Below are 24697 nucleotides of genomic sequence, written 5' to 3'. Positions count from 1 at the left end.
GCCGGCCCCGAGGAGGCGCACCCGGTGACAGACGCGGACGACCGTACGGTGCACGCCGCGGGCTGCGTCCTGTGGCGCCGCTCGCCGGACGGCGGCGAGCTGGAGATCTGCCTGGTCCACCGGCCCCGGTACGACGACTGGTCGCACCCCAAGGGCAAGCTGCGACGCGGCGAGGACCCCCTCGCGGGCGCGCTGCGCGAGGTGGCCGAGGAGACCGGGCACACGGCCGAGCCGGGGGACGGGCTGCCCACGGTCCGCTATCTCGTGAACGACCGACCCAAGGAGGTGCGTTACTGGGCCGCCGAGGCGGGCGCCGGCACCTTCACCCCGAACTCCGAGGTGGACCGGGTGCTGTGGCTGCCCCCCGAGCGCGCCCGGGACCGGCTGACGCAGCCGAGGGACCGCATGCTCGTCGACGCGCTGCTGGCGTCACTGGACCGGGCGTAGGAGGGGGCGCGGGCGGCGCGCGGCCGCACCACGCCGTCCCCAGGGGTTCACCCCCCGTTCATGCTCGCCCTTCGGTGCCTTCACCTGATCTGTCTAATTTCGGCCGTGCACGATGAGAGAACACGCCCCGGGGGACGTGTCCTCATCTCACCAGTCTTCGCACGCCGCCGAAATTCAGGACGGCGGCTCCCGGAAGGAAATTCCTCACAGTGAAGCTTCAGCGCAAGACCCGGCGGGCTCTCGCAGTCGGCGCTCTCGCCGTCTCCGGCGCCCTGGCCCTCACGGCGTGCGGCTCGGACGACACCGGCAACGCGAACGGCGGCGACTCGGCGGCGACCGCCAAGGCCGGCGCCATCGACTGCGGCGACGCCAAGGGGCAGCTCCAGGCCTCCGGCTCGTCCGCGCAGAAGAACGCGATCGACGCGTGGGTCAGGCAGTACACGACGGCCTGCAAGGGCGTGCAGCTCAACTACAACCCGACCGGCTCGGGTGCCGGTGTCACCGCCTTCCTCCAGGGTCAGACCGCGTTCGCGGGCTCCGACTCCGCCCTGGACGCGGAGGAGATCACCGAGTCCAAGAAGACCGCCTGCACCGACGGCGGCCAGGCCATCGACCTGCCGATGGTCGTGGGCCCGATCGGCGTCGGCTACAACGTGCCGGGTGTCGACAGCCTCGTCCTGGACGCGCCGACCCTCGCCAAGATCTTCGACAGCAAGATCACCAAGTGGAACGACAAGGCCATCGCGGCGCTCAACCCCGACGCGAAGCTGCCCGACCTGAAGATCCAGGCGTTCCACCGCTCGGACGAGTCCGGCACCACGGACAACTTCACCAAGTACCTGTCCGCCGCCGCGCCCGACGACTGGAAGTACGAGCACGGCAAGTCCTGGCAGGCCAAGGGCGGCCAGTCCGCGTCCGGCTCCTCCGGTGTGGCGCAGCAGGTGAGCCAGACCGCGGGCGCGATCTCCTACATGGAGCTGTCCTACGTCAAGGACGGCATGAAGTCCGTCAAGATCAAGACGGGTGCCGCCCAGCCGGTCGAGGCGACCACCGAGAACGCCACCAAGTCCATCTCCGAGGCCAAGGTCGTCGGCACCGGCAAGGACCTGGCGCTGGAGCTCAACTACACGCCGTCCGCCGAGGGCGCGTACCCGATCACCCTCGTCACCTACGAGATCGTCTGCGACAAGGGCAACAAGGCGGAGTCCCTGCCCGCCGTGAAGTCCTTCCTCTCCTACATCGCCTCCGAGGACGGCCAGGGCCTGCTGGCCGACGCCGGCTACGCCCCCGTCCCCGCCGAGATCATCACCAAGGTCCGCTCCACCGTCTCGAGCCTGAGCTGACCTGAGCCGCGGCCGGGCCCCCGGGTCCGGCCGCACATCCGGTGCACCGCCGCCAGGAGCGCCCCGCCGCCGGGAGCGCTCCGCCGTGAGCCGCCCAGCGCGGTGGCTCCGCAGACCGGAGACTCCCCATGGACATATCAGTCAAGAACGACACAGCTCCGCCCACCCCCCTCCCGACCCCTGCCCGGCGCGGCAGCGGCGCCCGCGGCGCCACCCGCCCCGGTGACCGGATATTCCTCGCCCTCTCCCGTGGCTCCGGCATCTTCCTGCTGGTGCTCATGGCCGCCATCGCCGTCTTCCTGAGCCTCCGGGCCGCCAGCGCGATCGGCAAGGACGAGGCCAACTTCTTCACCACCTTCGAGTGGAACCCCACCGGCGACCCGCCCGCCTTCGGCATCGCGGTGCTCGCCTTCGGCACGGTCGTGTCGTCGGTCATCGCACTCGCGATCGCCGTCCCGGTGTCCGTCGGCATCGCGCTGTTCCTCACGCACTACGCTCCGCGCCGCCTCGGCGGCCCCATCGCGTACGTGATCGACCTGCTCGCTGCGGTCCCGTCCATCGTCTACGGCCTGTGGGGCGCTCTCGTCCTGGTGCCGCACCTGGGCGGCCTGTACGCGTGGCTGGACGAGTACCTCGGCTGGACCGGCGTCTTCGAGTGGAACGGCGGCGCCCCGCGCGCGCTGTTCACCGTCGGCATCCTGCTCGCCATCATGATCCTGCCGATCATCACCAATGTGAGCCGTGAGATCTTCCGGCAGGTCCCGCGGACGCACGAGGAGGCCGCCCTGGCCCTCGGTGCCACCCGCTGGGAGGTCGTCCGGATGGCCGTCCTGCCCTACGGGCGCTCCGGTGTCATCTCCGCCTCGATGCTGGGCCTCGGCCGCGCGCTCGGCGAGACGATGGCCGTGGCGATGGTCCTTTCGCCGACCTTCGACATCGAGGCCAGCCTGCTCGACCCGGGCGGCGGCACCTTCGCCCAGAACATCGCCAGCAAGTTCAACGAGGCCACCACGGACGGCCGGGACGCGCTGATCGCCTCCGGTCTGGTGCTGTTCGTCATCACCCTGCTGGTCAACGGCACCGCCCGCCTCATCATCGAGCGGCGCAAGGAGTTCTCGGGGGCCAACGCATGAGCCACGCATCCCTTTCCGCCCGGCGCCCGGACAGCCTGAAGGGCGCCACCCTGCCCAAGTGGTTCTCCTGGGCGGTCGCCGCCGGTTCCGTCGCCCTGGGCCTCGGCGTCAGCGCGGCCGCCGGGCTGGACAGCAGCATCCAGTGGGCGCTGATCGCCGCGCTGCTGTTCGTCGCCGGCTCGTACGGGATCTCCGCGCGGGTCGAGGGGCGCCGGCAGGCCAAGGACCGCGTCGCCACGAGCCTCATCTGGGTCGCGTTCCTGCTCGCCGTCATCCCCCTGGCCTCGCTGGTGTACGAGACGGTCCGGCGCGGGGTGAAGGTCCTCGACGGCTACTTCCTCACCCACTCGATGGGCGTGGTCGCCGACACCGAGACCGGCGGCGGCATCTACCACGCCCTCCTCGGCACCCTGGAGCAGGTCGGCATCGCCACCGCCATCGCCGTGCCCATCGGTGTGCTCACCGCGATCTACCTGGTCGAGTACGGCCGCGGCAGGCTCTCCAAGGCGATCACGTTCTTCGTCGACGTCATGACGGGCATCCCGTCGATCGTCGCCGGCCTGTTCGTCCTCAGCCTGTGGATCGTCGTCCTCGGCATGGGCTACTCCGGCTTCGCCGGCTCCATGGCACTCGCCATCCTGATGCTGCCGGTCGTCGTCCGCTCCACCGAGGAGATGCTCAAGCTCGTCCCGAACGAGCTGCGCGAGGCGTCGCTGGCGCTGGGCGTGCCGAAGTGGCGGACCATCCTCAAGGTGGTGCTGCCGACCTCCGTCGGCGGGATCACCACGGGCGTGATGCTCGCCGTCGCGCGCATCACCGGCGAGACCGCCCCGCTCCTGCTCCTGGTGTGGGTGACGAACTTCATCAACGCCAACCCCTTCCAGGACCCGCAGGCCTCCCTGCCGGTGTACATCTACCTGCAGTACGCGAACAGCGGCGGCTCGGGCGCCGCCTACGACCGCGCCTGGGCGGCGGCCCTGGTGCTCATCGCCTTCATCATGATCCTCAACCTGGTGGCCCGCGGCATCGCCCGCTGGAAGGCCCCCAAGGCCGGTCGCTGACGCGACCCCGTGGAACCAGTCAGCGACTCGGATTCGAAAGAAGCAGTGATCGACATGGCCAAGCGCATCGATGTCAGCGGCCTCAACGCCTACTACGGCTCCTTCCTCGCGGTCGAGGACATCTCGATGACCGTCGAGCCCCGCTCCGTGACGGCCTTCATCGGCCCGTCCGGCTGCGGCAAGTCCACCTTCCTGCGCACGCTCAACCGGATGCACGAGGTCACCCCGGGCGGCCGCGTCGAGGGCAAGGTGCTCCTGGACGACGAGAACCTGTACGGCCCCGGCATCGACCCGGTCGCCGTGCGCCGCGAGGTCGGCATGGTCTTCCAGCGGCCCAACCCCTTCCCCACCATGTCGGTGTACGACAACGTGGCGGCGGGCCTGAAGCTCAACGGCTCCTACAAGAAGTCCGAGCTGGACGACATCGTGGAGAAGTCCCTGCGCGGCGCCAACCTCTGGAACGAGGTCAAGGACCGGCTGGCCAAGCCGGGGTCGGGCCTCTCCGGCGGTCAGCAGCAGCGCCTGTGCATCGCCCGCGCCATCGCGGTCGAGCCGGACGTGCTGCTGATGGACGAGCCCTGCTCGGCCCTCGACCCCATCTCCACCCTCGCCATCGAGGACCTGATCGGGGAGCTGAAGGAACGGTTCACGATCGTCATCGTGACCCACAACATGCAGCAGGCGGCGCGGGTCTCCGACCGCACGGCGTTCTTCAACCTGGCCGCCGTCGGCAAGCCCGGCAGGCTCATCGAGATCGACGACACCGAGCGCATCTTCTCCAACCCGTCGGTCCAGGCCACCGAGGACTACATCTCGGGCCGCTTCGGCTGACCGGGCCGCCCGCCGGACCCCTCGCGGTGCTGCATGGCGGTGCCACCGCGAGGCACGGGAAGGGCCCGCCCCCAGGAGTCGGGGGCGGGCCCTTCCACGTACCGCGTCACAGGGGCGCGGGCGTCACAGGAACGCGAGGTGCACGATCCAGAAGGACACAGCCGCGACGACGGCCGCCGCGGGCATCGTGATGAACCAGCCCAGGACGATGTTCTTGGCCACGCCCCAGCGCACGGCGTTCACCCGCTTGGTGGCGCCCACGCCCATGATCGCCGAGGTGATCACATGGGTGGTGGAGATCGGCGCGTGGAAGATGAACGCCGAGCCGAACATGATCGAGGCGCCGGTGGTCTCGGCCGCGAAGCCCTGCGGCGGGTCCAGCTCGATGATCTTGCGGCCCAGGGTGCGCATGATGCGCCAGCCGCCCGCGTAGGTGCCGAGGGACAGCATCACCGCACAGGCGATCTTGACCCACACCGGGATCGGGTCGCCGTAGTCCTCGACGTCGGCGATGACCAGGGCCATCACCACGATGCCCATCGTCTTCTGCGCGTCCTGGAGGCCGTGCCCGAGGGCCATGCCGGCCGCCGACACCGTCTGCGCGATACGGAAGCCACGCTTGGCCTTGTGCGGGTTGGCCCGCCGGAACATCCACAGGATCGCCGTCATGACGAGGTAGCCGACGACCAGGCCGACGACCGGCGACACGAACATCGGGATGACGACCTTGTCGAGGACGCCGTCCCAGTACACCCTCGTCCCGCCGGCCAGCGCCGCGCCCACCATGCCGCCGAACAGGGCGTGCGAGGACGACGACGGCAGGCCGAAGTACCAGGTGATCAGGTTCCAGACGATCGCGCCGACCAGGGCCGCGAAGAGGATGCCCATCCCCGTCGAGCCCTCGGGCGTCTCGATCAGGCCCTCGCTGACCGTCTTGGCGACCCCGGAGCCCAGGAAGGCGCCGGCCAGGTTCATCACGGCCGCCATGGCGAGCGCGGCCCGGGGCGTGAGCGCGCGCGTCGAGACCGAGGTGGCGATGGCGTTCGCCGAGTCGTGGAAACCGTTGGTGTACGTGAAGAAGAGCGCGACCCCGATGGTCGCGACCAGTGCGAAGGTGTCCATGAAGGGGTCAGGACTCCTTGACGGCGATGGTCTCCACCGTGTTCGCCACATGCTCGAAGGCGTCCGCCGCCTCTTCCAGCACGTCCACGATCTGCTTGAGCTTCAGCACCTCCATCGCGTCGTACTTGCCGTTGAAGAGGTGGGCGAGCAGCTTGCGGTGTATCTGGTCGGCCTGGTTCTCGAGGCGGTTGACCTCGATCCAGTACTCGGTCAGGTTGTCCATCGTCCGCAGGTTCGGCATCGCCTCGGCCGTCAGCTCGGCCGCCCGCGCCAGGACCTCGATCTGCTGGTCGACGCCCTTGGGCAGTTCCTCGACGTTGTAGAGGACGACCAGGTCGACGGCCTCCTCCATGAAGTCCATGATGTCGTCGAGGGACGACGCGAGGGAGTAGATGTCCTCGCGGTCGAACGGCGTGATGAACGAGGAGTTCAGCTGGTGGAAGATCGCGTGCGTCGCGTCGTCACCCGCGTGTTCCGCGGCCCGCATCCGTTCGGCGATCTCGGCCCGGCCGGCGGCGTCCGCCCCGAGCAGTTCCATCAGGAGCTTCGAACCCGTGACGATGTTGTCCGCGGACGCGGCGAACATGTCGTAGAAGCTCGTCTCCCTGGGGGTCAGACGAAATCGCACGTGTGGTCCTCAGAATGCATCGGTTTCGGTCAGGCTGATGCTAGGCGCATCATCCGGCCACGGCTAATGGGCCGCCTCCCAGTGTCGCCCATCAGGCACAGTGGTCGGCACGGGGCCCGCCCGTAAGCCCCGCTGAGGCGGGGCCCACGGGTGGCGGCCATCACGCCCCTACCCGGCAAAGTTCGGTACGATATACCCGGTAGGGGTATAGAAGCGGTTTACGTCGGGAGGACGCGATGACGACCACAGAGGCCGGCGCGGGTGCGCCCTCCGCCGCCGACGACGCCCTGGAGACGACGGCCGGCGCGGACATCGTGACGGATCACGACCGCGGCGTCCACGGTTACCACCACCAGAAGACGGAGCACCTCAAGCGCCTGCGCCGGATCGAGGGCCAGATCCGCGGTCTGCAGCGCATGGTCGACGAGGACGTCTACTGCATCGACATACTCACGCAGGTCTCCGCGTCGACGAAGGCCCTCCAGTCCTTCGCTCTGCAGCTGCTGGAGGAGCACCTTCGCCACTGCGTCGCCGACGCGGCCCTCAAGGGCGGTGCGGAGATCGACGCGAAGGTGGAGGAGGCCACGAAGGCCATCGGTCGCCTGCTGCGGACCTGAGCGGCCCGCCCGGTCACCGGGCCCGCGCGTCCCGCTCCTCCGCGACCCGCAGCACCTGGTCGATGCTCTCCAGGCTGAGTCGCTCCTCACGGGCGGCCGAGGCCGCGATGATCAGCTCTCCGCACAGCTCGATCTCGGCGAGGGCCACGTGGTCCTGAACCGCCGTACCGCCGACCGGAGCCACGCGCATCACCTCTTCTCTGCCGTTACCGACTTCCTAGAGTAGGGAGCGGCCTACGGACCGCGCATGGCACGGAAGGGCTAGTTCTCGACGCCCCCGGGGCCCCGCTGCTCCTCGGCGATCTGCCCGGCGTAGATGTCGTCGTCCTGCGGCAGCCGGACGCGGGCGGGGGCACCGAAGTCGTACAGCGCGGTGGTGGAGGTCACCTCGACGGCGCTGCGGTGCTGCCCGTTGACGAAGCTGAAGCGGTGCCTGACCTTGCGGACCAGCCCCTCGTCGTCCACGTAGACGTCGAACGGCACCTGGTCCGTGGCGAACCCTTTCGCCGCCGCCGCGAGCGCCCGGGCGTTCCCGTCGGAGGCCTTCCGGGCCGCGGTGGCCAGGTCGGCGGTGCCGCGGTAGTGCCGCACCCGGGTCCCGGAGATCTCCGCCTGCCCCACGTAGGTGGCGGTGCGCGCGCCCCGCAGCACCTCGGCGGCGGCGAACGGGTCGGTGGCGCCGCCGGTGACGAGATTGCCGTCGGTCAGGGACCGGGTCTCCACCCGCACCCATTTGTCGGCGGGCACCCCGGCGCCCCGGTTCTTCATGAACAGCGCGCCGGGCGCGAGCAGCTCGGTGATCGGCCGCTGCCCGGTCGTCCCCGCCGGGTCCTGCGGCAGCCGCACCTTCAGCCGCCCGAGCTGCCGGCCGAAGTCGTAGACCCCTTCGCCCCGGATGGTGACCCGGGTGCCGCCGGTGGCCATCTCCATGGAGGTGCGCGCCCGGGAGCTGCGGGCGCCCACCAGGGCGTCGGCGGCTCCGCGCACCACGTCGACCGGGTCGCCCCCGCGGGCGTCCTCGGCGGCGGCCCCCCTCTGCACGCACCCGCTGCCGGCGAGGCAGAGACCCAGGAGCCCCACCGCGACGCCGGCTCCGCGCATGCGCCTGTGCTGCTGCCTCTCCGCCATCGCCTGCCTACCCCCGGTACGACCGTCACGGGCTCCTTGTCGTACCGGTTAACGACCGGTAGAGGTCCCCGTCACGCCGCCGGGCGCGTCGCGCCCGACCGCCCTGGGTAGCGTGGGGGCGATGACGGAGCAGGACGAGCACCGCGACGCCCCCTCTCGGCACCGGACGACGACGGTGGAGAAGGGGCCCTTCTGCACGGCCCACTGCACCTGCGGCTGGCGAGGCCCGGCCCGCCGCGCGAGAAGCCAGGCCCGCACGGACGCGGAGACCCACAGCCGGGGCTGAGTCTCCCTGCCCTTCGGGAGTCACCCTGCCCTTCGGCCGGACGGGCCCGTCGCTCATGGAACCCCACGCCGCGCCACCCCGTCTCGTTCCACGTGACCCCAGGAGGCGACATGGAACGGCGTACCTTCATCGGCGGCGGCACCGCGGCAGCGCTCGCCGCGCTGACGACCACCGCCTGCGAGGCCGGCGCGGACAAGGGCGGCACCCGCCCCCGGTCGAAGACGACCCGCACCCGCACCCGCACCTCAGCCGCCTCCGCCCCCGCCACCTGGTCCGCCCTCGCCCGCGACCTCGACGGCTCTCTCATACGCCCCGGCGACGCCTCCTGGGCCACGGCCCACCAGCTCTACAACACCCGCTTCGACGGCCTGAAGCCCAGCGCCGTCGCCTACGTCGCCCACGCCGACGACATACGCACCACGCTCGCCTACGCCCGCGCCCACCGTCTGAAGGTCGCCATCCGCAACGGCGGCCACAGCTACGCCGGCTGGTCCTCGGGCGACGGCCGCCTGATCATCGACGTCTCCCGGCTCGACCGCATCCGCGTCTCCGGCGGCACCGCGGTCGTCGGCGCCGGCTCCAAGCTCATCGACGTCTACCGCACGCTCGCGGCGAAGGGCGTGACCATACCCGCCGGCTCCTGCCCGACCGTCGGCGTCTCCGGCCTCACCCTCGGCGGCGGCCACGGCGTCACCTCCCGTGCCTACGGCCTGACCTGCGACAGCCTCACCCGCGCCGTCCTCGTCACCGCCGACGGCAAGCAGCTCACCGCCGACGCCTCCACCAACCAGGACCTCTTCTGGGCCCTGCGGGGCGCCGGCAACGGCAACTTCGGCGTCGTCACGGAACTGCACTTCAGGACCCACCCCGCCCCGCAGTCGGTGACGGCGTACATGAGCTGGCCCTGGTCGAAGGCCGCCGCGCTGATCAGGGCGTGGCAGGAGTGGGGCCCGTCCCAGCCGGACGAGATCTGGTCGGCGCTGCACCTCGGCGGTGCCGGCGCCACCCCCACCATCTCCGTGTCGGCCTTCTCGCTGGGCACCTACCGCGAGTTGCAGAACGCCGTCGACCGCCTCGCGGACGGCCCCGGCGGCCCGGGCCCCGCCCGCAGCGTCACCCTGCGGCGCCGCTCCTACGAGGAGTCGATGGAGCTGTACGCCGGCTGCGCGTCGTTCACCGACGAGCAGTGCCACCTGCCCGGCTCCACCCCGGGCCGCACCCCGCAGGGCGCGCTCGGCCGGGAGACGTACGCGGCCAAGTCGGACTTCTTCGACCGCTCCCTGTCAGCGGCCGGCGTCCAGACGCTGATCCGGCAGATGGAGTCGGTGCGCGGCGGCTCGGGCAGCATCGCCCTGACGGCCCTGGGCGGGGCCGTGAACCGGGTCTCCCCCACCGCGACGGCGTTCGTCCACCGCCGCTCGCGGATGCTGGCCCAGTACATCGGCTCCTGGCGGGCGGGCACCTCGGGCACCGCCGTCCAGTCCTGGCTGACGGGCGCGCACGACGCGATGCGGCCGTACGCCTCCGGAGCCGCGTACCAGAACTACACCGACGCGTCCCTGAAGGACTGGCGCACGGCGTACTACGGGGACGCGGCGACCCGTCTGGCGAAGCTGAAGCGGCGGTACGACCCGCAGGGCTTCTTCACCTACCCGCAGTCGCTGTAGCGCCCTCAGGCCGCGAGATCCCGCTCCTCGTCCCCGGAGCCGTCCTTGCGGGCTCCGCGCAGCAGCGCGCCGCTGCCGTCGTCACCGGACCGCCCGCGCGCGCGGATCAGCCGACCACCGCGCGGGGAGCGTTCGATGGCGGACATGAGCGGCGTCAGCAGCGCCATGGCCAGCGGGGAGAGGAGCAGCGCGACGGCCGTGCCGAGCGCGAACCCGCCGACGACGTCGGTCGGGTAGTGCACGCCCATGTAGACCCGGCAGAAGCCTTCGAGCAGCGCGAGGCCGATGCCGATGAGCCCGAACCTGCGGTTGGCGACGAACAGGGCGACACCGAGGGCCATCGCGATGGTGGCGTGGTCGCTGACGAAGGAGTAGTCGGTCTTGCCGCCGATCAGGACCTCGAGCCCCTGGTGGTCGTTGAAGGGCCGGGGGCGTTCCACGAAGCCCCTTATCGGCACGTTCACGAGGACGGCGATGCCCGCGGCCAGCGGCGCCCACACGAGCGCGGCGACCGAGGAGGCGGCGTCCGGCGCGCCGCGCCGCCGTACGGTCCACCAGCACCACAGCACGGCCAGGACCAGGCCGAGCAGCACGCCGTACTCACCGACGTACTCCATGACCCGGTCGAACCAGTGCGGTGCGTCCTTGGCCAGACCGTTGATGTCGTACAGCAGCTCGACGTCGGGGTTCGACCCGGATTCTGCGAGTCCAGCCATGGTGCCGCGGCCCCTTCATCGTCTCTCGGCGCATCCTGCGTACGCCGCTCCGCCCACCCCCGTGGTTGTAGATCCGGCTACGTCACCAGGAACGCACGGCCCCCGCCGTCGGGTTCCACACTCCACTGAATGATCACGCAGACGTTATCGAAGAGAGACCCGTCATCGCTGCTCAGGGGGAGGGTTGACGCTCCGTCTACACCGTCGTGGGCAGCGCTTTCGCGCCATCCTCCGTCACCCGGGTGGCCCCGAAGTAGTCGGGGGTGTCGATCGGGTCGAACCGGATCACAGCACCCGTTCTCGGGGCGTCGATCATGTATCCGCCGCCGACATAAATCCCGACATGCCGGATGGCCCGTGAGTTTCCGAGGTCGTCCGAGAAGAACACCAGATCCCCGGGCAGCAGTTCGTTCCTGGCCGGATGCGGTCCCGCGTTCCACTGGTCGTTGGCCACCCGGGGCAGCGTGACGCCGACGCTCTCGTAGGCGGCCTTGGTCAGCCCCGAGCAGTCGAAGCGCCCGCCGTCCTCGGCGGAGCCGTCGCCACCCCAGAGGTAGAGGGTGCCCAGCTTCTTCTGCGCGTAGGCGATGGCCCCGGCGGCCTGCTTGCTGGGGTCGAGCCGGGAGACCGGCGCGGCGAAGCTCTCCTCCAGCGTCGTGATCGTCTTCACGTAGTTCCGGGTCTCCTTGTACGGCGGCACACCCCCGTACTTGATGACCGCGTACGCCCCGGCGTTGTAGGACGCGAGCATGTTCCGCTTCGGGTCGCCGGGCACGTCCTTCACGTACGAGGCGAGCGTGCAGTCGTACGACGCGGCCGACGGGATGGCGTCCGCCGGGTCCCACACGTCGCGGTCGCCGTCGCCGTCGCCGTCGATGCCGTGGGTGGCCCAGGTGCCCGGGATGAACTGCGCGATGCCCTGGGCCGCCGCCGGGCTCTGCGCCCGCGGGTTGAAGCCGCTCTCCTGGTACAGCTGGGCGGCGAGCAGGGCCGGGTTGATGGCGGGGCACAGGTTGCCCCACTTCTCCACCAGCGCCCGGTAGGCGGCGGGCACCGCGCCCTTGGCCAGGTTCCGGGCGCCACCGCTCAGGCCGCCCGCCAGGTTCCCGGCGACGAGGTACACCCCGATGACGAGCACCAGCACGAAACTCAGCCCCGCCGCGACGGCGGAACCCGCCACGATCCAAGCCTTACGCACCGTCAACCGCCCCTCACCCGCCGGGAGTCCGCCCGCGCCAGTGTAGGAGCTTCCCTCGCCCGGGCACCGGCAACCGGCCCACCCGCCCGCCGCACATGACCCGGCGGGTAATCGATCCCGGCGTGGCCGGCGTGCCACGATCGCGTCGCAGGCCGCTCGATCCGACCCGACCCGCCCCGTCCCGACCGGGAGGACCCCATGCCCGCCTACGCCATAGCCCACCTCCGCGACATCACCCCGCACCCCGAGGTCGCCGAGTACATCGACCGCATCACCGCGACCTTCGCGCCGTACGGCGGCCGCTTCCTGGTGCACGGCACCCCGCACGAGACGGTCGAGGGCGACTGGCCCGGCGCCGTGGTGATGATCGCCTTTCCCGGCCTCGCCGAGGCCCGCGCCTGGTGGGACTCCCCCGCCTACCAGGAGATCGCCCCGCTGCGCACCCGTCACGTCACGGGCGACATCGTCCTGGTCGACGGGGTCCCCGAGGGCTACGACCCCACCGCGACCGCGCAGGCCGTCCGGGACTCCCTGCCCGCCGCGGACGGTGCGTCCGGCTGAGACGCCACAGGCCGCCCCCGCCCCGACGGGCGTGGACGGCCTGCCCGCTCGGCCCGGCGCCCCTCACCGGAGCCGCGTCACGCCCCGAAGGCGTCCCGCAGCACGCCGACCGCCTGCTTGATCGCCCCGTCGGCGGCCCGTGTCCCGCGCAGGGCGTTCAGCATCACGAAGTCGTGGATCGCGCCCTGGTAGCGCACGGCGGTCACCGGGACGCCGGCCTGGCGCAGCTTGTTCGCGTACGCCTCGCCCTCGTCGCGCAGCACGTCGGCCTCGGCGGTGACGACGAGCGCCGGCGGCAGGCCGGTGAGCTGCTCCACGGTGGCGCGCAGCGGCGAGGCGGTGATCTGCGCGCGCTCGGCCTCGTCGGTCGTGTACTGGTCCCAGAACCACTGCATGGCGTCCCGGCGCAGGAAGTACCCCTCGGCGAACTGCCGGTAGGAGCCGGTGTCGAACGAGGCGTCGGTGACCGGGTAGAAGAGCACCTGCGCCACCAGCGGGACGTCCCCGCGCCGCTTGGCCATCAGGGTCAGCGCCGCCGCCATGTTGCCGCCCACCGAGTCGCCGGCCACGGCGATCCGGCTCGCGTCCAGGCCGTGTCCGGCGCCCTCGGCGACGACCCACCGCGCCACGGCGTGGTTCTGCTCGACGGCGACGGGATAGCGGGCCTCGGGCGAGAGGTCGTACTCGGGGAAGACGACCGCGGCACCGGCGCCTACGGCCAGTTCCCGCACGAGGCGGTCGTGGGTGTGGGCGTTGCCGAAGACCCAGCCGGCGCCGTGGATGTAGACGATCACCGGCAGCGTCCCGGAGACACCCGCCGGACGGACGATCCGGACCCTGACCTGACCGGTCGGGCCACCGGGCACGGTCAGCCACTCCTCGTCGACGGCCGGCTTGGCCACCTCGCCCGACTGCGCCTCGTCGACGGCCTTGCGCCCGCCGTCCGGCGCCAGGTCGAACAGGTACGGCGGCTGCGCGGTCGCCTCGACGAACGCCTGGGCGGCGGGTTCGAGGACGGGGCGGTGGGACTCGGTCATGACGATCTCCTCGGATCGGGGCGCTACGGGCAGGAGCGCCCGGCCGGTTCGCCGGGGTCGGTGGCACGACGTCAAAGTAGCGCTCGATTAAGTCGCGCGCAACTTATTTGGCAACGATGACTTCGTGCTCGACTCATTAGGGCTCGATGAGTTGGCCCGATACACTTGGGAGACGCACAGGCAGCGACCGCCGCACCAGGAGCCCCGATGAGCCCGACCCCACCGCCCGGACCGCCCGCGAGCGGCCCCGGCTCCCTGCTCCTGGACGACCAGCTCTGCTTCGCCCTGTACGCCGCCTCCCGCGCCGTGACCGCGCGATATCGGCCACTCCTCGACGAACTGGGCCTGACCTACCCCCAGTACCTGGTGATGCTGGCACTCTGGGAGCAGGACGCGATCTCCGTACGCGACCTCGGCGCGGCCCTCCAGCTGGAGTCCAGCACCCTGTCGCCCCTGCTCAAGCGCCTCGAGGCGGCCGGCCTGCTGCGTCGCGAGCGCCGCCCCGACGACGAGCGCTCGGTCGCCATCCGGCTCACCGAGGCCGGTGCCCGCCTCCGCGAGCGCGCGACCGCCGTCCCGCTCGCGATCGGCGACGCCATGGGCCTGACGACCGAACAGGACGCTCTGGCCAAGCAACTCCTGAGGCTCATCACGGCGAACGTCTCCGAAGGCCGCGAAGCCTGACATCCTGTCACGCGGGGGTCCACCCAGGCGGGATAGCCTTCACCCGCAGAACACGGGCACGACCCCTCACCCGGACCGCCGCCAGAAGCGGCACCGGGGCGAAGAGTGGCTAACGACAGAACCGCACCCCAGGTTCCGCTCAGGCCTCGTTGCCCGGCGTAACCTGGCGTGATACACAGAGTGACCATACGAGCTATTCGTACGAATCCCGCCCATCAATGACGCCAAGTCGACATACGGAAGCGGCATTGTCGGCGAGAATGAGACCTGACCTCTGCGCAGTGCGGGGGGACTGTGGAACTACCCGACAGGGGCGGTGACTTACATGTTCTTTGCGGCCGACAAGGGCGACATCAACACCATCATCGGCGGGATCGCCCCGGACTGGGGTCCGTTCGGAGCACTGGGAAACGAAGCCAAGACGATGATCCAGGTCGTCATGGCGGTCGCCATCCTGATCTGCCTCGGCATCGCCATCTGGGGGGCGGCCAAACAGCGCATCGGCGCGACAGCCCTGCGGGACACGTTCAGCGCCGAGCAGGGCAAGGGGCTGATCGTCGCCGGCCTGACGGGCGTCTTCATCATCGGCTCCCTCGGCACGCTCTTCACCATCGTGTACGGCATGGCCGTCTAGCGCCTCACCCCTCCGTCCCTCCGGGCACGCCCGGCTCCGCTGTCCCCTACCCACCCGTCGTGCCCACCGGCTGAGGTTGCGTCTCCCTGATGTCCAGTCACCACACCGCGCCCGCGCGGGAACCAGCGCGGCTACCGTCGTACTCCAACGTGTATTCGTCCGACGCCGAGGGGGCGTACGCGGCATGAGTCTCGGAGACGATCGGGAGGGGCAGACCCGCACCCGGCTGCCCGACGCCGGCGGTGACGTGTACGGGGGTGCGCGCAGAGGGGGCCGTTCGTCGTCCCGGAGCATGATCACGGTCGTCGGCGTGGTGGTGCTCCTCATCGCCGCGATCGCCTTCGCGAACCGCGGAGGCAGCGGTTCCGGCTCCGCCTCCGGCGGCGAGGACAAGCCGAACGCCTCCTCCACGGCGGCCACGGGCACCCGCCCCGTCAAGAGCAAGTCCGCGGGCATCCCGTCCGGCCACGCCCACGACGAGCAGGGGGCGCAGAGCGCTGCCGCGAACTACGCCATCGCGCTGGGCTCGGCCGACATGTTCGACAAGGCCAAGCGTGACGACATCCTGCGGACGATCATCACGCCTTCCCGTGTCTCCGAGTTCGAGGCCACCCTGGACCAGGCCTACACGCCGGCGTTCTACAAGAACGTCGGCCTGAACGAGGACGGTTCCACCCCGACGGGTTACACGTTCGTCTCCCGCACGAGCCCCATCGGCACGAAGGTCGTCGCGGCCTCCACCACCAGCTCGACAGTCGAGGTCTGGTGCAGCGGCCTCCTGGGTCTCGCCGGTGAGAAGTCGACGAGCCCGGTCTCGAACAGCTGGTTCACCATCACCATGCAGCTGGAGTGGGCCGGGGGCGACTGGAAGATCGTGACGCACTCCCAGAAAGACGGCCCCACACCGGTCCCCGGCGACGAGCGGGCTTCCAGCGCCGACGAGATGGCCAAGGCCGTCCAGGAGTTCGGAGGGTTCACGTATGCCCGTTAACCGCAGCGCGCTCAGGCTGGCCGCTGTCCTCACGGCCGTACAGACCACCGCGGTCCTCACGGCCTCCCGCGCCTTCGCGGCACCCACGCCGTCGCCGAGCAACAACCCCTGCGACCTCATCCACGGCCCCGCCAAGGACTTCTGCGAGAAAGACAACGGCGGCGGCAAAAAGTCCGACACCCCCTCCCTCACCGACCCCACCACCACCCTCGACCCCCTCTCCTCCCTCGCCAAGGGCTGTGCCGACGCCGCCGCGTGGACCGTCGACAGGCTCAGCGAGGCCGTGAAGGAGACCGCGGCCGTCGACTTCACGAACCTCACGTTCCTGAAGCACTACGCCGTCGTGTTCGCCGCCTCCGCCATCCTCACCCTCCTCCTGTGGCTGCTCGCCGTCACCAAGCGCGCCGTACGCGGCGTGCCGTTCGCGACCGCCCTGTCGGAGGCCATCGGCTTCCTCTGGCTCACGGTGCTGGCGTCCGCCTTCACGCCCCTGATCCTCTACACGGTCGTCTCCGCGACCGACGGCGTCAGCGACGTCCTGGCCAAGGCGACCGGCAACCAGACGGACACGTTCTTCGGCACGTTCTCCGAGGCGCTGGAGAAGGGCGACGACATCGGCGGCGGCCCGATCATGCTGATCCTGGTCTCGCTGATCTCGATCCTCGCCGCCGGCATCCTCTACCTGGAGCTCTACATCCGGGCCGTGCTGCTCTACGTCGGCGCCCTGCTCGGCGTCGTCGTCTACGCCGGCCTCGTGGACAAGGACCTGTGGGGCCACGTCCGCCGCTGGGCCGGCATCATGATCGCCGTCATCCTGGTGAAGCCCGTCATCGTCATCGTCCTCGGCCTCGCCGGCGCCCTCGCCACGGAGGAGGGACCCGACTCCCTCGCCGCCGTGGTCTCCGGCCTCGCCATCATCCTGCTCGCGATCTTCGCCTCGGCGATGATCTACCGCTTCGTCCCCGGCTTCGGCGACGAGATCGCGAACACCCGCAACAACCGCATCATGCGCGGCGCCGAGAGCAAGGCGGCGGCCGTCATCAGCTCCCCGGCCACCCTCGTCGCCCAGGGCATCAAGACGCACAGCTCCCGTGCGGACAACAACGGCGGCTCGGGCCAGTCCGGCTCCCCCCGCCCGTCCAACCCCGCATCCGGCGGCGTCGCCGCCCACAGCTCGCGCTCCTCGAACGGGGGCGGCGGATCTGTCCCCTCCGCCGCACCCGCACCCCGTTCGAGCAGCCCGGTGAACACCCCGCACGCAGGCAACACCCGCAGCAATCGTCCAGGAGGTGACGGGCGTTGACGACCGAGTCCCACGTGTCCCATCCGGTCACGCCCCGCCGTACCTATCTGATCGGCCGCGCCCGGCCGAACGCGATCGTCGGCCGCAACCGCGAGTCCGGCGAGATCGCGCTGATCATCGCCGGCGCGTTCCTCGGCATGATGTGCGGACTGCTCGTCCCCGTCCTGTCCCTGCGCATCGTGCTGCTCATGGGCTTCCCGCTGGTCGCGCTGGCCGCGGTGTACGTGCCGTACAAGCACCGGACCTTCTACAAGTGGTTCGAGATCAACCGCAGCTACAAGCGCACCCTGCGCCGGGGCACCACCTACCGCTCCTCCGTCATGGAGGCGGGCACCCGTATCGACGGCCGGGAGATCGAGGTCGGGCCGCCGCCGGGCATCGGCCGCATCACCTGGCTGGCCGCCCCGTTCGGGCCGGACGAGATCGCCGTGCTGCTGCACGCCGACCGCCGTACCGTCACCGCCGCCATCGAGATCGAGGGCCCGGGCGTCGGCCTGCGCGACTCCGAGGACCAGGAGGCCCTGGTCGACCGCTTCGGCACCCTGCTGAAGCACGTCGCCAACAACGACGGCTTCGTGACCCGCCTGCAGATGCTGGCCCGCACCCTGCCCGCCGACCCCGACGCCCACGCCAAGGACGTGGCCGTCCGCGGCGAGGACCGGGCCCCGGCCTGGCTGCGGCAGTCGTATGACCAGCTCCAGTCCATGGTGTCGACGAGCAGCGAGCAGCACCGCGCCTACCTCGTCGCCTGCATGCACTACACCCGCGAACTGGCCGCCGAGGCCCAGGCGATGGCCCGTGCCGCCCGCCCGCACGGCCGCGGCAAGGTCGACCGGGACGCCGGGCTCGCGGTGGTCATGGCCCGCGAGCTCACCGACATCTGCTCGCGCCTGCAGGAGGCCGACATCCGGGTACGGCAGCCCCTCGGCCAGGGCCGCCTGTCGTCGCTGATCCACTCCATGTACGACCCGGACCACCCCATCGACCACATCCAGGCGATGACGAAGCGCAACGCCTGGCCGGCCGAGCTCGACGCCATGGAGCCGACGTTCCTCCAGGCCAAGACCCGTGAGTCCTCCACCCGCGCGCCCTGGTGCCACGCCACGGCCTGGGTGAAGGAGTGGCCGATGACCCCGGTCGGCGTCAACTTCCTGGCGCCGCTGCTGGTCCACACCCCGGACGTCATCCGCACGGTCGCCGTCACGATGGACCTCGAACCCACCGAGATCGCCATCGAGCGCATGCTCACCGAGAAGACCAACGACGAGGCCGAGGCGAGCCGCGCCGCCAAGATGAACCGCACGGTCGACCCCCGCGACATCGCCGCCCACAACCGTCTGGACCAACGCGGCGAGGACCTCGCGAGCGGCGCGGCGGGCGTCAACCTCGTCGGCTACATCACCGTCTCCGCCCGCTCCCCGGAGGCCCTGGCCCGCGACAAGCGGACCATCCGGGCGTCGGCCGGAAAGTCGTATCTGAAGCTGGAGTGGTGCGACCGCGAGCACCACCGGGCATTCGTGAACACACTCCCCTTCGCCACCGGCATTCGGAGGTAGGACCTGATGCGGGACCCGCTGTCCGTCCTCACCGACGCCTTCACCTCCTTCCTGTTCGGGAAGGTCGAGACGACCCGGCCACCGGTGCGCACGTCCACGGGCCAGGCGCAGGCGGTGTACCTGCCGACCGCGGCCCCCGGCCTCGGCGACTCGGGCGTCATCATCGGCCGCGAGGTCTACTCCGGGAAGGGATACATCTACGACCCCTTCCAGCTCTACGGCCAGCAGCTCCCGGCCCCGCACTGGCTGGTCCTCGGCGAGTCCGGCAACGGCAAGTCGGCCCTGGAGAAGACGTACGTCCTGCGGCAGCTGCGCTTCCGCGACCGGCAGGTCGTCGTCCTGGACGCGCAGGGCGAGGACGGCGTCGGAGAGTGGAACCTCATCGCGGAGGAGCTGGGAATAACTCCCATCCGCCTCGACCCGACGGCAGCCCTCGACATGGGCATCCGCCTCAACCCCCTCGACCCCTCGATCACCACGACGGGCCAGCTGGCCCTCCTGCGGACGATCATCGAGGTGGCGATGGGCCACGGCCTGGACGAGCGCTCCGGTTTCGCTCTGAAGGTCGCGCACGCCTACGTCAACGAGACCATCGTCGAACGCCAGCCGGTCCTCACCGACATCGTGGAGCAACTGCGCCACCCCGAACCCGAGTCGGCCGAGGCGATGAACGTCGCCATAGACGACGTACGGGCGTGGGGCCTGGACGTGGCACTGGTGCTGGACCGGCTGGTCGACGGTGACCTGCGGGGCATGTTCGACGGCCCCACGACGGTCGGCATCGACCTCGACGCGCCCCTCATCGTGTTCGACCTGTCCCACATCGACCGCAACTCGATCGCGATGCCGATCCTGATGGCGATCGTCGGCGTGTGGCTGGAGCACACCTGGATCCGCCCCGACCGGAAGAAGCGCATCTTCCTGGTCGAGGAGGCCTGGCACATCATCAACAGCCCGTTCGTGGCCCAGTTGTTCCAGCGGCTGCTGAAGTTCGGCCGCCGGCTCGGCCTGTCCTTCGTGGCCGTCGTCCACCATCTGTCCGACGTCGTCGACGGCGCGGCGGCCAAGGAGGCGGCCGCCATCCTCAAGATGGCGTCCACCAGGACGATCTACGCGCAGAAGGCCGACGAGGCGCGGGCGACCGGCCGGGTGCTCGGCCTGCCCCGCTGGGCCGTGGAGATCATCCCGTCGCTCACCCCCGGCATCGCGGTCTGGGATGTCAACGGCAACGTCCAGGTGGTCAAGCACCTGATCACCGAGTCCGAACGCCCCCTGGTCTTCACCGACCGCGCGATGACCGAGTCGTCCGCCGACCACCTCACCGACGACGCCCTGCGCGCCGCCGAACTGGAGGCGGAGGAGCGGGCGGCGGCCTTCGTGGAGCAGCACCTGGGCGACTCGGAATCGACGGTGGCGTAGGGGGAGGCGAGCGTGAGACCGGACGACCGCGGGGAGCGCCGGCACCGGGAGGGCCAGGGAGGCATTCCCGACGGCCTGCTGATCGGCATACTCGGCTTCCTCCTCGGCATGACCCTGATGGTCTGGACGGCCACGGGCCTGGCGGGCCTGTTCGCGCACGGGTCGTGGCCGGACGGCGTCACGGTCCCCCGCACGCCGCTCGCCATGCGTTCCCTGATCGGGGACCCCCACGACCTCGCGGGCGCATGGCCGGACACCCCGGAGGGGCAGCTGTCCGGCTACGGGCTGTTCTGGGGCCTGTTCATCGGCCAGTTGATGGTGATGGTCGTGCTCACCGTGTTCGTGATGGGCACGCTGGCCCGCTGGCGCGCCGTCCGGGCCGCCCGCCGCGCCGGACGCCCGTACGCGAGCGCCGCACCGGCTCCGCACGAGGTCCCGGCCCCGCGGACGGAGCCCGAGCCCACACCGGAAGCACGGCAGCCCGTGCCGGCACCCGAGCCGCGGCAGACCGCCCCCGCGGTGGAACGGCGGCAGCCGGAAGCCGTCGTCGAACACGCGGGCCTGCGCACGGAGACGGCCCCGCCCGCCCCTCCCCCCGCCGGGCCGGCCCTGGCGCCCCTCCCGGCCGCCGTCACCGCCCGGGAAACGGTCCTCGTGGCCCCCAGGGACGCCCGCCTGCACAGCGCGGCCCAGGCCGTCCTCGACGCCGAGGGCGCCGCGCTCGTCGTCACGTCCAACCCGGCGCTCTGGCAGGACACCAAGGACGCCCGCGGCAAACTGGGCCCGGTCCTCCTGTACGACCCCAGCCACCTGTGCGACACCCCGGCCCGCCTCCACTGGTCGCCCACCACCGGCTGCGAGGACAAGGCGACGGCCGCCTCCCGGGCCGCCGCGCTGCTCGCCCCGGTCCGCCCCGCCTCCCGCCTCGACCAGGCGGTGGGCGACACCGCGGAGACGCTGCTGCGCAGCTATCTGCACGCCGCCGCCGTCGACGGCCGCACCGTCCGGCACGTCCACCGCTGGTCCCAGGGCAGTCAGATCCAGGACGCCGTACGTATCCTCCGTACCCACCCGAAGGCTGCACCCGGGTCCGCCGGGGAACTGGAGGCGGCGCTCACCGCCCACCCCGAACGCCGCGACATGGCGCAGGAGCTGACGACCCGGGCGCTGGCCGCCCTGTCGATGGTCAACATCCGGGAGTCCTGCACGCCCCACCGAACCGATGCCCTCACCCTGGATTCCTTCGTCCACGAAACGGGCACGCTTTACGTGGTGGGTGAATCCATCGAGGATCCCAGAGCCGAGCCGGGCGCCATGCCCCTCCTGACGGCCCTGGCCGCAAGCGTGGTCGAGCGTGGCCGGCGCATGGCCGAACGGTCATCCTCCGGTCGCCTCGACCCACCAATGACGCTCGTCCTGGACGACGTCGCCGCCGTGGCTCCGCTTCCCCAGGTACCGGAGCTGCTGGCATCCGGAGCGGACCGGGGTATGCCGACCCTGGCCCTGCTCCGGTCCCGCGAACAGGCGCGCTCCCGCTGGCCGCACGCCGAACTGCCCGGCTGACCGGGCGCCGGTCACGGCCGCTCGATGACGAACTCCAGCTCGCGCGCCCCCTGCTCACCGACCGGCACGGTCACCCCGGACGGCACGAACCCGACCCGCCGGTAGAAGCGCTGCGCCCGCCCGTTCTCCTCGTGCACGATGAGGCGCACCCGCTCCGCACCCCGCAACCAGGCCCACTCCAGCGCGGCGTCGAACAGCACGTCCGTCAGCCCGCTCCCCCGCTCCTCGGGCCGCACGAACACCCCGACGACATGGCCCTGCTTGCGCTCCACCGGAAGCCCGGCCCAGTCCGTCGTGCCCGGCTCCTCGACCAGCACGGTGGCCGTACCGACCCACACCCCGTCCGGACGCGCGGCGACGATCTGCTGCGCCGCGTCGGCCCCTTCGCACGCACCGGCCGCCCGCTCCTGCCAGAACGCGTCGGACCGGGTCAGCGCGTCCTCGTACGTCTCCAGGAAGGCCAGCGGCGCGACCGGGTCCTGGAGCGCGGCGAGCCGCAGCTCCCTCACCGCCGGCCACTCGTCCGCCCGTATCGACCTGATCACATAGCTGTCGGGGCTGCTGGTGCACATGACGGCCACCGTAGTACCCGGGTACGACATCCCTCATCCGGAATACGCCCCCCGCCTCTGGGACCGGCCGGGAAGAGCCCGCACGATGGACACGTGACGGAGCAACCAGCCACCGGGGCGCGCACGGCCGAGCCGCTGACCCAGTACGTCCAGCGCGTCAGCCGGCGCGTCCGCGCCTTCGACGCACGCCACCCACTCGTCTGGGACCTGCACCTCACCGGCTTCTGGGTGACGGCCGCCCTGATCGACTACTACGGCGGCGGCTGGCTCACCGTCACCCGCGCCCCCGACAGCCCCCGCTGGCTCGTCCTGACCCTCAGCCTGGCCCTGTCCGTACCGCTGCTGTGGCGCCGCACCCATCCGCACGCCGTCCTCCTGGCCCTGGCCCCGTTCGCCCTCGTCAACGCCTGGACGGGCATCGCCCTCCAGGCGGTCATGCTCCACCTGCTGGTCGTCTTCCACATCGCCCTGCGCCGCCCCGCCCGCACCCTGTGGTGGGCGGCGGCCCTCCTCACCGCGACCGCCGCCGTGACGGCCGTACGCCATCCGCAGGGCGGCCCGGACCAGGAGATCGTCCCCGTCCTCATGACGTTCGCGGTGGCGACGGCCATCGGCATCACCGTCCGCACCCGCCGCGACCACACCGAGACCCTCGAGGACCGCGCCCGCCGCCTGGAGATCGAACGCGACCAGCAGGCCCGGCTCGCGGCAGCCGCCGAGCGCGCGCGGATCGCACGGGAGATGCACGACATCATCGGCCACAACCTCTCCGTCATCACCGGTCTGGCGGACGGCGGCAAGTACGCCGCCGCGAAGTCCCCGGAGCGCGCGGCCCAGGCCCTCCACGCCATCGCCACCACCAGCCGCCAGGCCCTCGGCGAACTCCGCCGTCTCCTCGACGTCCTGCGCGAGGAGGACCACCCCGAGGAGAGCCCCGGACCACAACTCGCCCCGCAGCCCGGTCTCACCGACCTCGACCGGCTCGTCAGCGGTGTCCGCGCGGCCGGTCTCCCCGTCGACGTCACCGTGACCGGAACCCCGGCCCTCTCCCCGGGCCGCCAGCTCACCGTCTACCGCGTCATCCAGGAGTCCCTGACGAACACCCTCAAACACGCCGGTCCCGGCACGACCGCCCACGTAGAGCTGTCGTACGAGGACAGGGGCGCCGTCACCGCCACGGTCACGGACACCGGCCGGGGCGGCCCCGCACCGGGCGCGGACGGCCGCGGCCTGCCCGGCATGCGCGAGCGAACAGCCCTGTACGGGGGCACACTTGAGGCCGGCCCGAGCCCGCACCCCGCGCCCGGCTGGCACGTCCACCTGAGCCTTCCGGAGGAATCCCCGCAGTGACCACGGTCCTGATCGCCGACGACCAGACCCTCCAGCGTTTCGGCTTCCGCATGCTCCTGGAGAGCCAGGACGACATGACGGTCCTGGGCGAAGCCGCCAACGGCAGCGAAGCGGTCCGTATGACGGCGGAACTGAGCCCGGACGTGGTCCTGATGGACGTCCGCATGCCCGGCCTGGACGGCATCGAGGCGACGCGCCGCATCACGGCCGCCGGGGACCGCACCCGGGTGCTCATCCTCACCACGTTCGACCTCGACGAGTACGCCTACGCCGGACTCCGCGCCGGCGCCTCGGGCTTCCTGGTGAAGGACGCACAGCCGGAGGAGTTCCTCGCCGGCATCCGGGCGGTGGCCACCGGCGACGCCGTGGTCGCCCCCAGCCTGACCCGCCGCCTTCTGGACGCCTACGTCCACCACCTGCCGTCCGGGACGCCCCAGGACGACCAGGGACCGCGGGGAACTCCAGGTCAGGACCCGCGCCTGTCCACCCTCACGGAACGCGAACGGGAGATCCTCGGCGTGGTGGGCAGGGGCTGGACGAACACCGAGATAGCCACCCGGCTGCATCTCGCCGAGTCCACGGTGAAGACGCATGTGGGCCGCATCCTCGCGAAGACGAATTCCCGGGACCGGATCCAGGCGGTGATCCTTGCCTACAACACGGGCCTGGTGCACCCGTCCTGAACACCTCCGGAAATAGGTCCGGAAATGCAGAAAGGGCTCACACCGTAAGGTGTGAGCCCTTTCCCAAAAATCGTTCGGCGGCGTCCTACTCTCCCACAGGGTCCCCCCTGCAGTACCATCGGCGCTGTAAGGCTTAGCTTCCGGGTTCGGAATGTAACCGGGCGTTT

At 71.1% G+C, this 24697-nt stretch carries 26 protein-coding genes and 1 rRNA gene; 18 read left to right on the top strand and 9 right to left on the bottom strand.

Annotated elements, in window-relative coordinates; genetic code table 11:
• The first annotated feature begins 24 nt into the window (after window positions 1-24).
• The 5 genes from ABZ899_RS24950 to pstB all read left to right on the top strand — a co-directional run bounded on the left by ABZ899_RS24950 (window position 25) and on the right by pstB (window position 4815).
• The gene (locus tag ABZ899_RS24950) at window positions 25-447 is read left to right on the top strand and encodes an NUDIX hydrolase (protein WP_361350098.1); all 423 of its coding nucleotides are present in this window, start codon (window positions 25-27) and stop codon (window positions 445-447) included.
• Window positions 448-656: 209 nt separating this feature from the next.
• Window positions 657-1790, top strand: coding sequence for a phosphate ABC transporter substrate-binding protein PstS (gene pstS / locus ABZ899_RS24945; RefSeq protein WP_361350096.1), 1134 nt, complete (start codon window positions 657-659; stop codon window positions 1788-1790).
• A 128-nt stretch (window positions 1791-1918) separates the two neighbouring features.
• Window positions 1919-2923 (top strand): phosphate ABC transporter permease subunit PstC, encoded by a 1005-nt coding sequence (pstC, locus tag ABZ899_RS24940; RefSeq protein WP_361350094.1) that lies wholly within the window; start codon window positions 1919-1921, stop codon window positions 2921-2923.
• On the top strand, window positions 2920-3984 hold the full coding sequence (gene pstA, locus ABZ899_RS24935; RefSeq protein ID WP_361350092.1) for a phosphate ABC transporter permease PstA: 1065 nt from the start codon (window positions 2920-2922) through the stop codon (window positions 3982-3984). Before pstC ends, pstA begins: the two co-directional genes overlap by 4 nt.
• A gap of 54 nt (window positions 3985-4038) precedes the next feature.
• Entirely contained in the window at window positions 4039-4815 is a 777-nt protein-coding gene (pstB, locus tag ABZ899_RS24930) for a phosphate ABC transporter ATP-binding protein PstB (protein ID WP_361350090.1), read from the top strand.
• Between the two features lie 123 nt (window positions 4816-4938).
• On the opposite strand, the gene ABZ899_RS24925 is transcribed toward pstB, so the two are convergent.
• Both ABZ899_RS24925 and ABZ899_RS24920 read right to left on the bottom strand, forming a co-directional pair.
• Window positions 4939-5937, bottom strand: coding sequence for an inorganic phosphate transporter (locus tag ABZ899_RS24925; RefSeq protein WP_361350088.1), 999 nt, complete (start codon window positions 5935-5937; stop codon window positions 4939-4941).
• A gap of 7 nt (window positions 5938-5944) precedes the next feature.
• A complete protein-coding gene (locus ABZ899_RS24920) occupies window positions 5945-6565 on the bottom strand; it encodes a DUF47 family protein (protein ID WP_361350087.1) in 621 nt (206 codons plus the stop codon).
• 236 nt (window positions 6566-6801) lie between these two features.
• Between ABZ899_RS24920 and ABZ899_RS24915 the strand changes: the two genes are divergently transcribed.
• Complete coding sequence (locus ABZ899_RS24915) at window positions 6802-7182, top strand: metal-sensitive transcriptional regulator (protein ID WP_361350086.1); 381 nt, start codon at window positions 6802-6804, stop codon at window positions 7180-7182.
• A gap of 13 nt (window positions 7183-7195) precedes the next feature.
• On the opposite strand, the gene ABZ899_RS24910 is transcribed toward ABZ899_RS24915, so the two are convergent.
• Together ABZ899_RS24910 and ABZ899_RS24905 are read right to left on the bottom strand one after the other, a co-directional pair.
• On the bottom strand, window positions 7196-7372 hold the full coding sequence (locus tag ABZ899_RS24910) for a hypothetical protein (RefSeq protein ID WP_181890458.1): 177 nt from the start codon (window positions 7370-7372) through the stop codon (window positions 7196-7198).
• Window positions 7373-7443: 71 nt separating this feature from the next.
• The gene (locus tag ABZ899_RS24905) at window positions 7444-8310 is read right to left on the bottom strand and encodes a hypothetical protein (RefSeq protein ID WP_361350084.1); all 867 of its coding nucleotides are present in this window, start codon (window positions 8308-8310) and stop codon (window positions 7444-7446) included.
• Between the two features lie 121 nt (window positions 8311-8431).
• On the opposite strand from ABZ899_RS24905, the gene ABZ899_RS24900 reads away from it, so the two are divergent.
• Together ABZ899_RS24900 and ABZ899_RS24895 are read left to right on the top strand one after the other, a co-directional pair.
• On the top strand, window positions 8432-8596 hold the full coding sequence (locus ABZ899_RS24900) for a hypothetical protein (protein WP_361350082.1): 165 nt from the start codon (window positions 8432-8434) through the stop codon (window positions 8594-8596).
• Window positions 8597-8706: 110 nt separating this feature from the next.
• On the top strand, window positions 8707-10263 hold the full coding sequence (locus ABZ899_RS24895; protein ID WP_361350080.1) for an FAD-binding oxidoreductase: 1557 nt from the start codon (window positions 8707-8709) through the stop codon (window positions 10261-10263).
• A 5-nt stretch (window positions 10264-10268) separates the two neighbouring features.
• Here ABZ899_RS24895 and ABZ899_RS24890 read toward each other — a convergent pair whose 3' ends face one another.
• Both ABZ899_RS24890 and ABZ899_RS24885 read right to left on the bottom strand, forming a co-directional pair.
• A complete protein-coding gene (locus ABZ899_RS24890; protein WP_361350079.1) occupies window positions 10269-10979 on the bottom strand; it encodes a phosphatase PAP2 family protein in 711 nt (236 codons plus the stop codon).
• Between the two features lie 196 nt (window positions 10980-11175).
• Window positions 11176-12183, bottom strand: a complete 1008-nt coding sequence (locus ABZ899_RS24885; protein ID WP_361350077.1) for a bifunctional lytic transglycosylase/C40 family peptidase — start codon at window positions 12181-12183, stop codon at window positions 11176-11178.
• 192 nt (window positions 12184-12375) lie between these two features.
• Here ABZ899_RS24885 and ABZ899_RS24880 point away from each other — a divergent pair, with 192 nt between their 5' ends.
• Window positions 12376-12738: a DUF1330 domain-containing protein gene (locus ABZ899_RS24880; RefSeq protein ID WP_361350075.1), complete on the top strand. Its 363-nt coding sequence runs from the start codon at window positions 12376-12378 to the stop codon at window positions 12736-12738.
• A 77-nt stretch (window positions 12739-12815) separates the two neighbouring features.
• Here ABZ899_RS24880 and ABZ899_RS24875 read toward each other — a convergent pair whose 3' ends face one another.
• Window positions 12816-13775 (bottom strand): alpha/beta hydrolase, encoded by a 960-nt coding sequence (locus ABZ899_RS24875; protein WP_361350073.1) that lies wholly within the window; start codon window positions 13773-13775, stop codon window positions 12816-12818.
• A gap of 207 nt (window positions 13776-13982) precedes the next feature.
• Here ABZ899_RS24875 and ABZ899_RS24870 point away from each other — a divergent pair, with 207 nt between their 5' ends.
• From ABZ899_RS24870 to ABZ899_RS24840, 7 genes are all read left to right on the top strand, one after another.
• Complete coding sequence (locus ABZ899_RS24870) at window positions 13983-14459, top strand: MarR family transcriptional regulator (protein ID WP_361350071.1); 477 nt, start codon at window positions 13983-13985, stop codon at window positions 14457-14459.
• Between the two features lie 325 nt (window positions 14460-14784).
• Complete coding sequence (locus tag ABZ899_RS24865; protein ID WP_055624817.1) at window positions 14785-15093, top strand: hypothetical protein; 309 nt, start codon at window positions 14785-14787, stop codon at window positions 15091-15093.
• A 184-nt stretch (window positions 15094-15277) separates the two neighbouring features.
• A complete protein-coding gene (locus ABZ899_RS24860) occupies window positions 15278-16084 on the top strand; it encodes a hypothetical protein (RefSeq protein ID WP_361350069.1) in 807 nt (268 codons plus the stop codon).
• Entirely contained in the window at window positions 16074-17387 is a 1314-nt protein-coding gene (locus ABZ899_RS24855) for a hypothetical protein (protein ID WP_361350067.1), read from the top strand. Before ABZ899_RS24860 ends, ABZ899_RS24855 begins: the two co-directional genes overlap by 11 nt.
• Window positions 17384-18943: an SCO6880 family protein gene (locus tag ABZ899_RS24850; protein ID WP_361350066.1), complete on the top strand. Its 1560-nt coding sequence runs from the start codon at window positions 17384-17386 to the stop codon at window positions 18941-18943. The genes ABZ899_RS24855 and ABZ899_RS24850 overlap by 4 nt, the downstream gene beginning before the upstream one ends.
• A gap of 6 nt (window positions 18944-18949) precedes the next feature.
• A complete protein-coding gene (locus ABZ899_RS24845; protein WP_361350064.1) occupies window positions 18950-20362 on the top strand; it encodes an ATP-binding protein in 1413 nt (470 codons plus the stop codon).
• 12 nt (window positions 20363-20374) lie between these two features.
• Window positions 20375-21925, top strand: coding sequence for a type IV secretory system conjugative DNA transfer family protein (locus ABZ899_RS24840; RefSeq protein WP_361350062.1), 1551 nt, complete (start codon window positions 20375-20377; stop codon window positions 21923-21925).
• Window positions 21926-21936: 11 nt separating this feature from the next.
• Here ABZ899_RS24840 and ABZ899_RS24835 read toward each other — a convergent pair whose 3' ends face one another.
• Window positions 21937-22497 (bottom strand): GNAT family N-acetyltransferase, encoded by a 561-nt coding sequence (locus ABZ899_RS24835; RefSeq protein WP_361350060.1) that lies wholly within the window; start codon window positions 22495-22497, stop codon window positions 21937-21939.
• A gap of 93 nt (window positions 22498-22590) precedes the next feature.
• Here ABZ899_RS24835 and ABZ899_RS24830 point away from each other — a divergent pair, with 93 nt between their 5' ends.
• Both ABZ899_RS24830 and ABZ899_RS24825 read left to right on the top strand, forming a co-directional pair.
• Window positions 22591-23847: a histidine kinase gene (locus ABZ899_RS24830; protein ID WP_361350058.1), complete on the top strand. Its 1257-nt coding sequence runs from the start codon at window positions 22591-22593 to the stop codon at window positions 23845-23847.
• Entirely contained in the window at window positions 23844-24530 is a 687-nt protein-coding gene (locus tag ABZ899_RS24825) for a response regulator transcription factor (RefSeq protein WP_361350056.1), read from the top strand. Before ABZ899_RS24830 ends, ABZ899_RS24825 begins: the two co-directional genes overlap by 4 nt.
• 72 nt (window positions 24531-24602) lie before the next feature.
• Here the strand turns inward: ABZ899_RS24825 and rrf are convergent.
• A 5S ribosomal RNA gene (gene rrf, locus ABZ899_RS24820) occupies window positions 24603-24697 on the bottom strand; the annotation flags it as partial.

The organism is Streptomyces sp. NPDC046859 (genome assembly GCF_040645135.1).
Classification (GTDB): Bacteria; Actinomycetota; Actinomycetes; order Streptomycetales; family Streptomycetaceae; genus Streptomyces.
Note: the sequence above shows the minus strand (reverse complement) of the source record. Positions and strands in the feature narration are given on the sequence as shown.

Excerpts from the sequence above, each read along its gene's own strand:
- ABZ899_RS24860 (WP_361350069.1), top strand. The coding sequence starts at position 15,278 with ATGAGTCTCGGAGACGATCGGGAGGGGCAGACCCGCACCCGGCTGCCC.
- ABZ899_RS24915 (WP_361350086.1), top strand. The coding sequence starts at position 6,802 with ATGACGACCACAGAGGCCGGCGCGGGTGCGCCCTCCGCCGCCGACGAC.
- ABZ899_RS24865 (WP_055624817.1), top strand. The coding sequence starts at position 14,785 with ATGTTCTTTGCGGCCGACAAGGGCGACATCAACACCATCATCGGCGGG.
- pstB (WP_361350090.1), top strand. The coding sequence starts at position 4,039 with ATGGCCAAGCGCATCGATGTCAGCGGCCTCAACGCCTACTACGGCTCC.
- ABZ899_RS24835 (WP_361350060.1), bottom strand. The coding sequence starts at position 22,497 with ATGTGCACCAGCAGCCCCGACAGCTATGTGATCAGGTCGATACGGGCG.
- ABZ899_RS24875 (WP_361350073.1), bottom strand. The coding sequence starts at position 13,775 with ATGACCGAGTCCCACCGCCCCGTCCTCGAACCCGCCGCCCAGGCGTTC.
- pstC (WP_361350094.1), top strand. The coding sequence starts at position 1,919 with ATGGACATATCAGTCAAGAACGACACAGCTCCGCCCACCCCCCTCCCG.
- ABZ899_RS24900 (WP_361350082.1), top strand. The coding sequence starts at position 8,432 with ATGACGGAGCAGGACGAGCACCGCGACGCCCCCTCTCGGCACCGGACG.
- ABZ899_RS24890 (WP_361350079.1), bottom strand. The coding sequence starts at position 10,979 with ATGGCTGGACTCGCAGAATCCGGGTCGAACCCCGACGTCGAGCTGCTG.
- ABZ899_RS24870 (WP_361350071.1), top strand. The coding sequence starts at position 13,983 with ATGAGCCCGACCCCACCGCCCGGACCGCCCGCGAGCGGCCCCGGCTCC.
- pstA (WP_361350092.1), top strand. The coding sequence starts at position 2,920 with ATGAGCCACGCATCCCTTTCCGCCCGGCGCCCGGACAGCCTGAAGGGC.
- ABZ899_RS24855 (WP_361350067.1), top strand. The coding sequence starts at position 16,074 with ATGCCCGTTAACCGCAGCGCGCTCAGGCTGGCCGCTGTCCTCACGGCC.
- ABZ899_RS24910 (WP_181890458.1), bottom strand. The coding sequence starts at position 7,372 with ATGCGCGTGGCTCCGGTCGGCGGTACGGCGGTTCAGGACCACGTGGCC.
- ABZ899_RS24925 (WP_361350088.1), bottom strand. The coding sequence starts at position 5,937 with ATGGACACCTTCGCACTGGTCGCGACCATCGGGGTCGCGCTCTTCTTC.
- ABZ899_RS24880 (WP_361350075.1), top strand. The coding sequence starts at position 12,376 with ATGCCCGCCTACGCCATAGCCCACCTCCGCGACATCACCCCGCACCCC.
- ABZ899_RS24845 (WP_361350064.1), top strand. The coding sequence starts at position 18,950 with ATGCGGGACCCGCTGTCCGTCCTCACCGACGCCTTCACCTCCTTCCTG.
- ABZ899_RS24905 (WP_361350084.1), bottom strand. The coding sequence starts at position 8,310 with ATGGCGGAGAGGCAGCAGCACAGGCGCATGCGCGGAGCCGGCGTCGCG.
- ABZ899_RS24895 (WP_361350080.1), top strand. The coding sequence starts at position 8,707 with ATGGAACGGCGTACCTTCATCGGCGGCGGCACCGCGGCAGCGCTCGCC.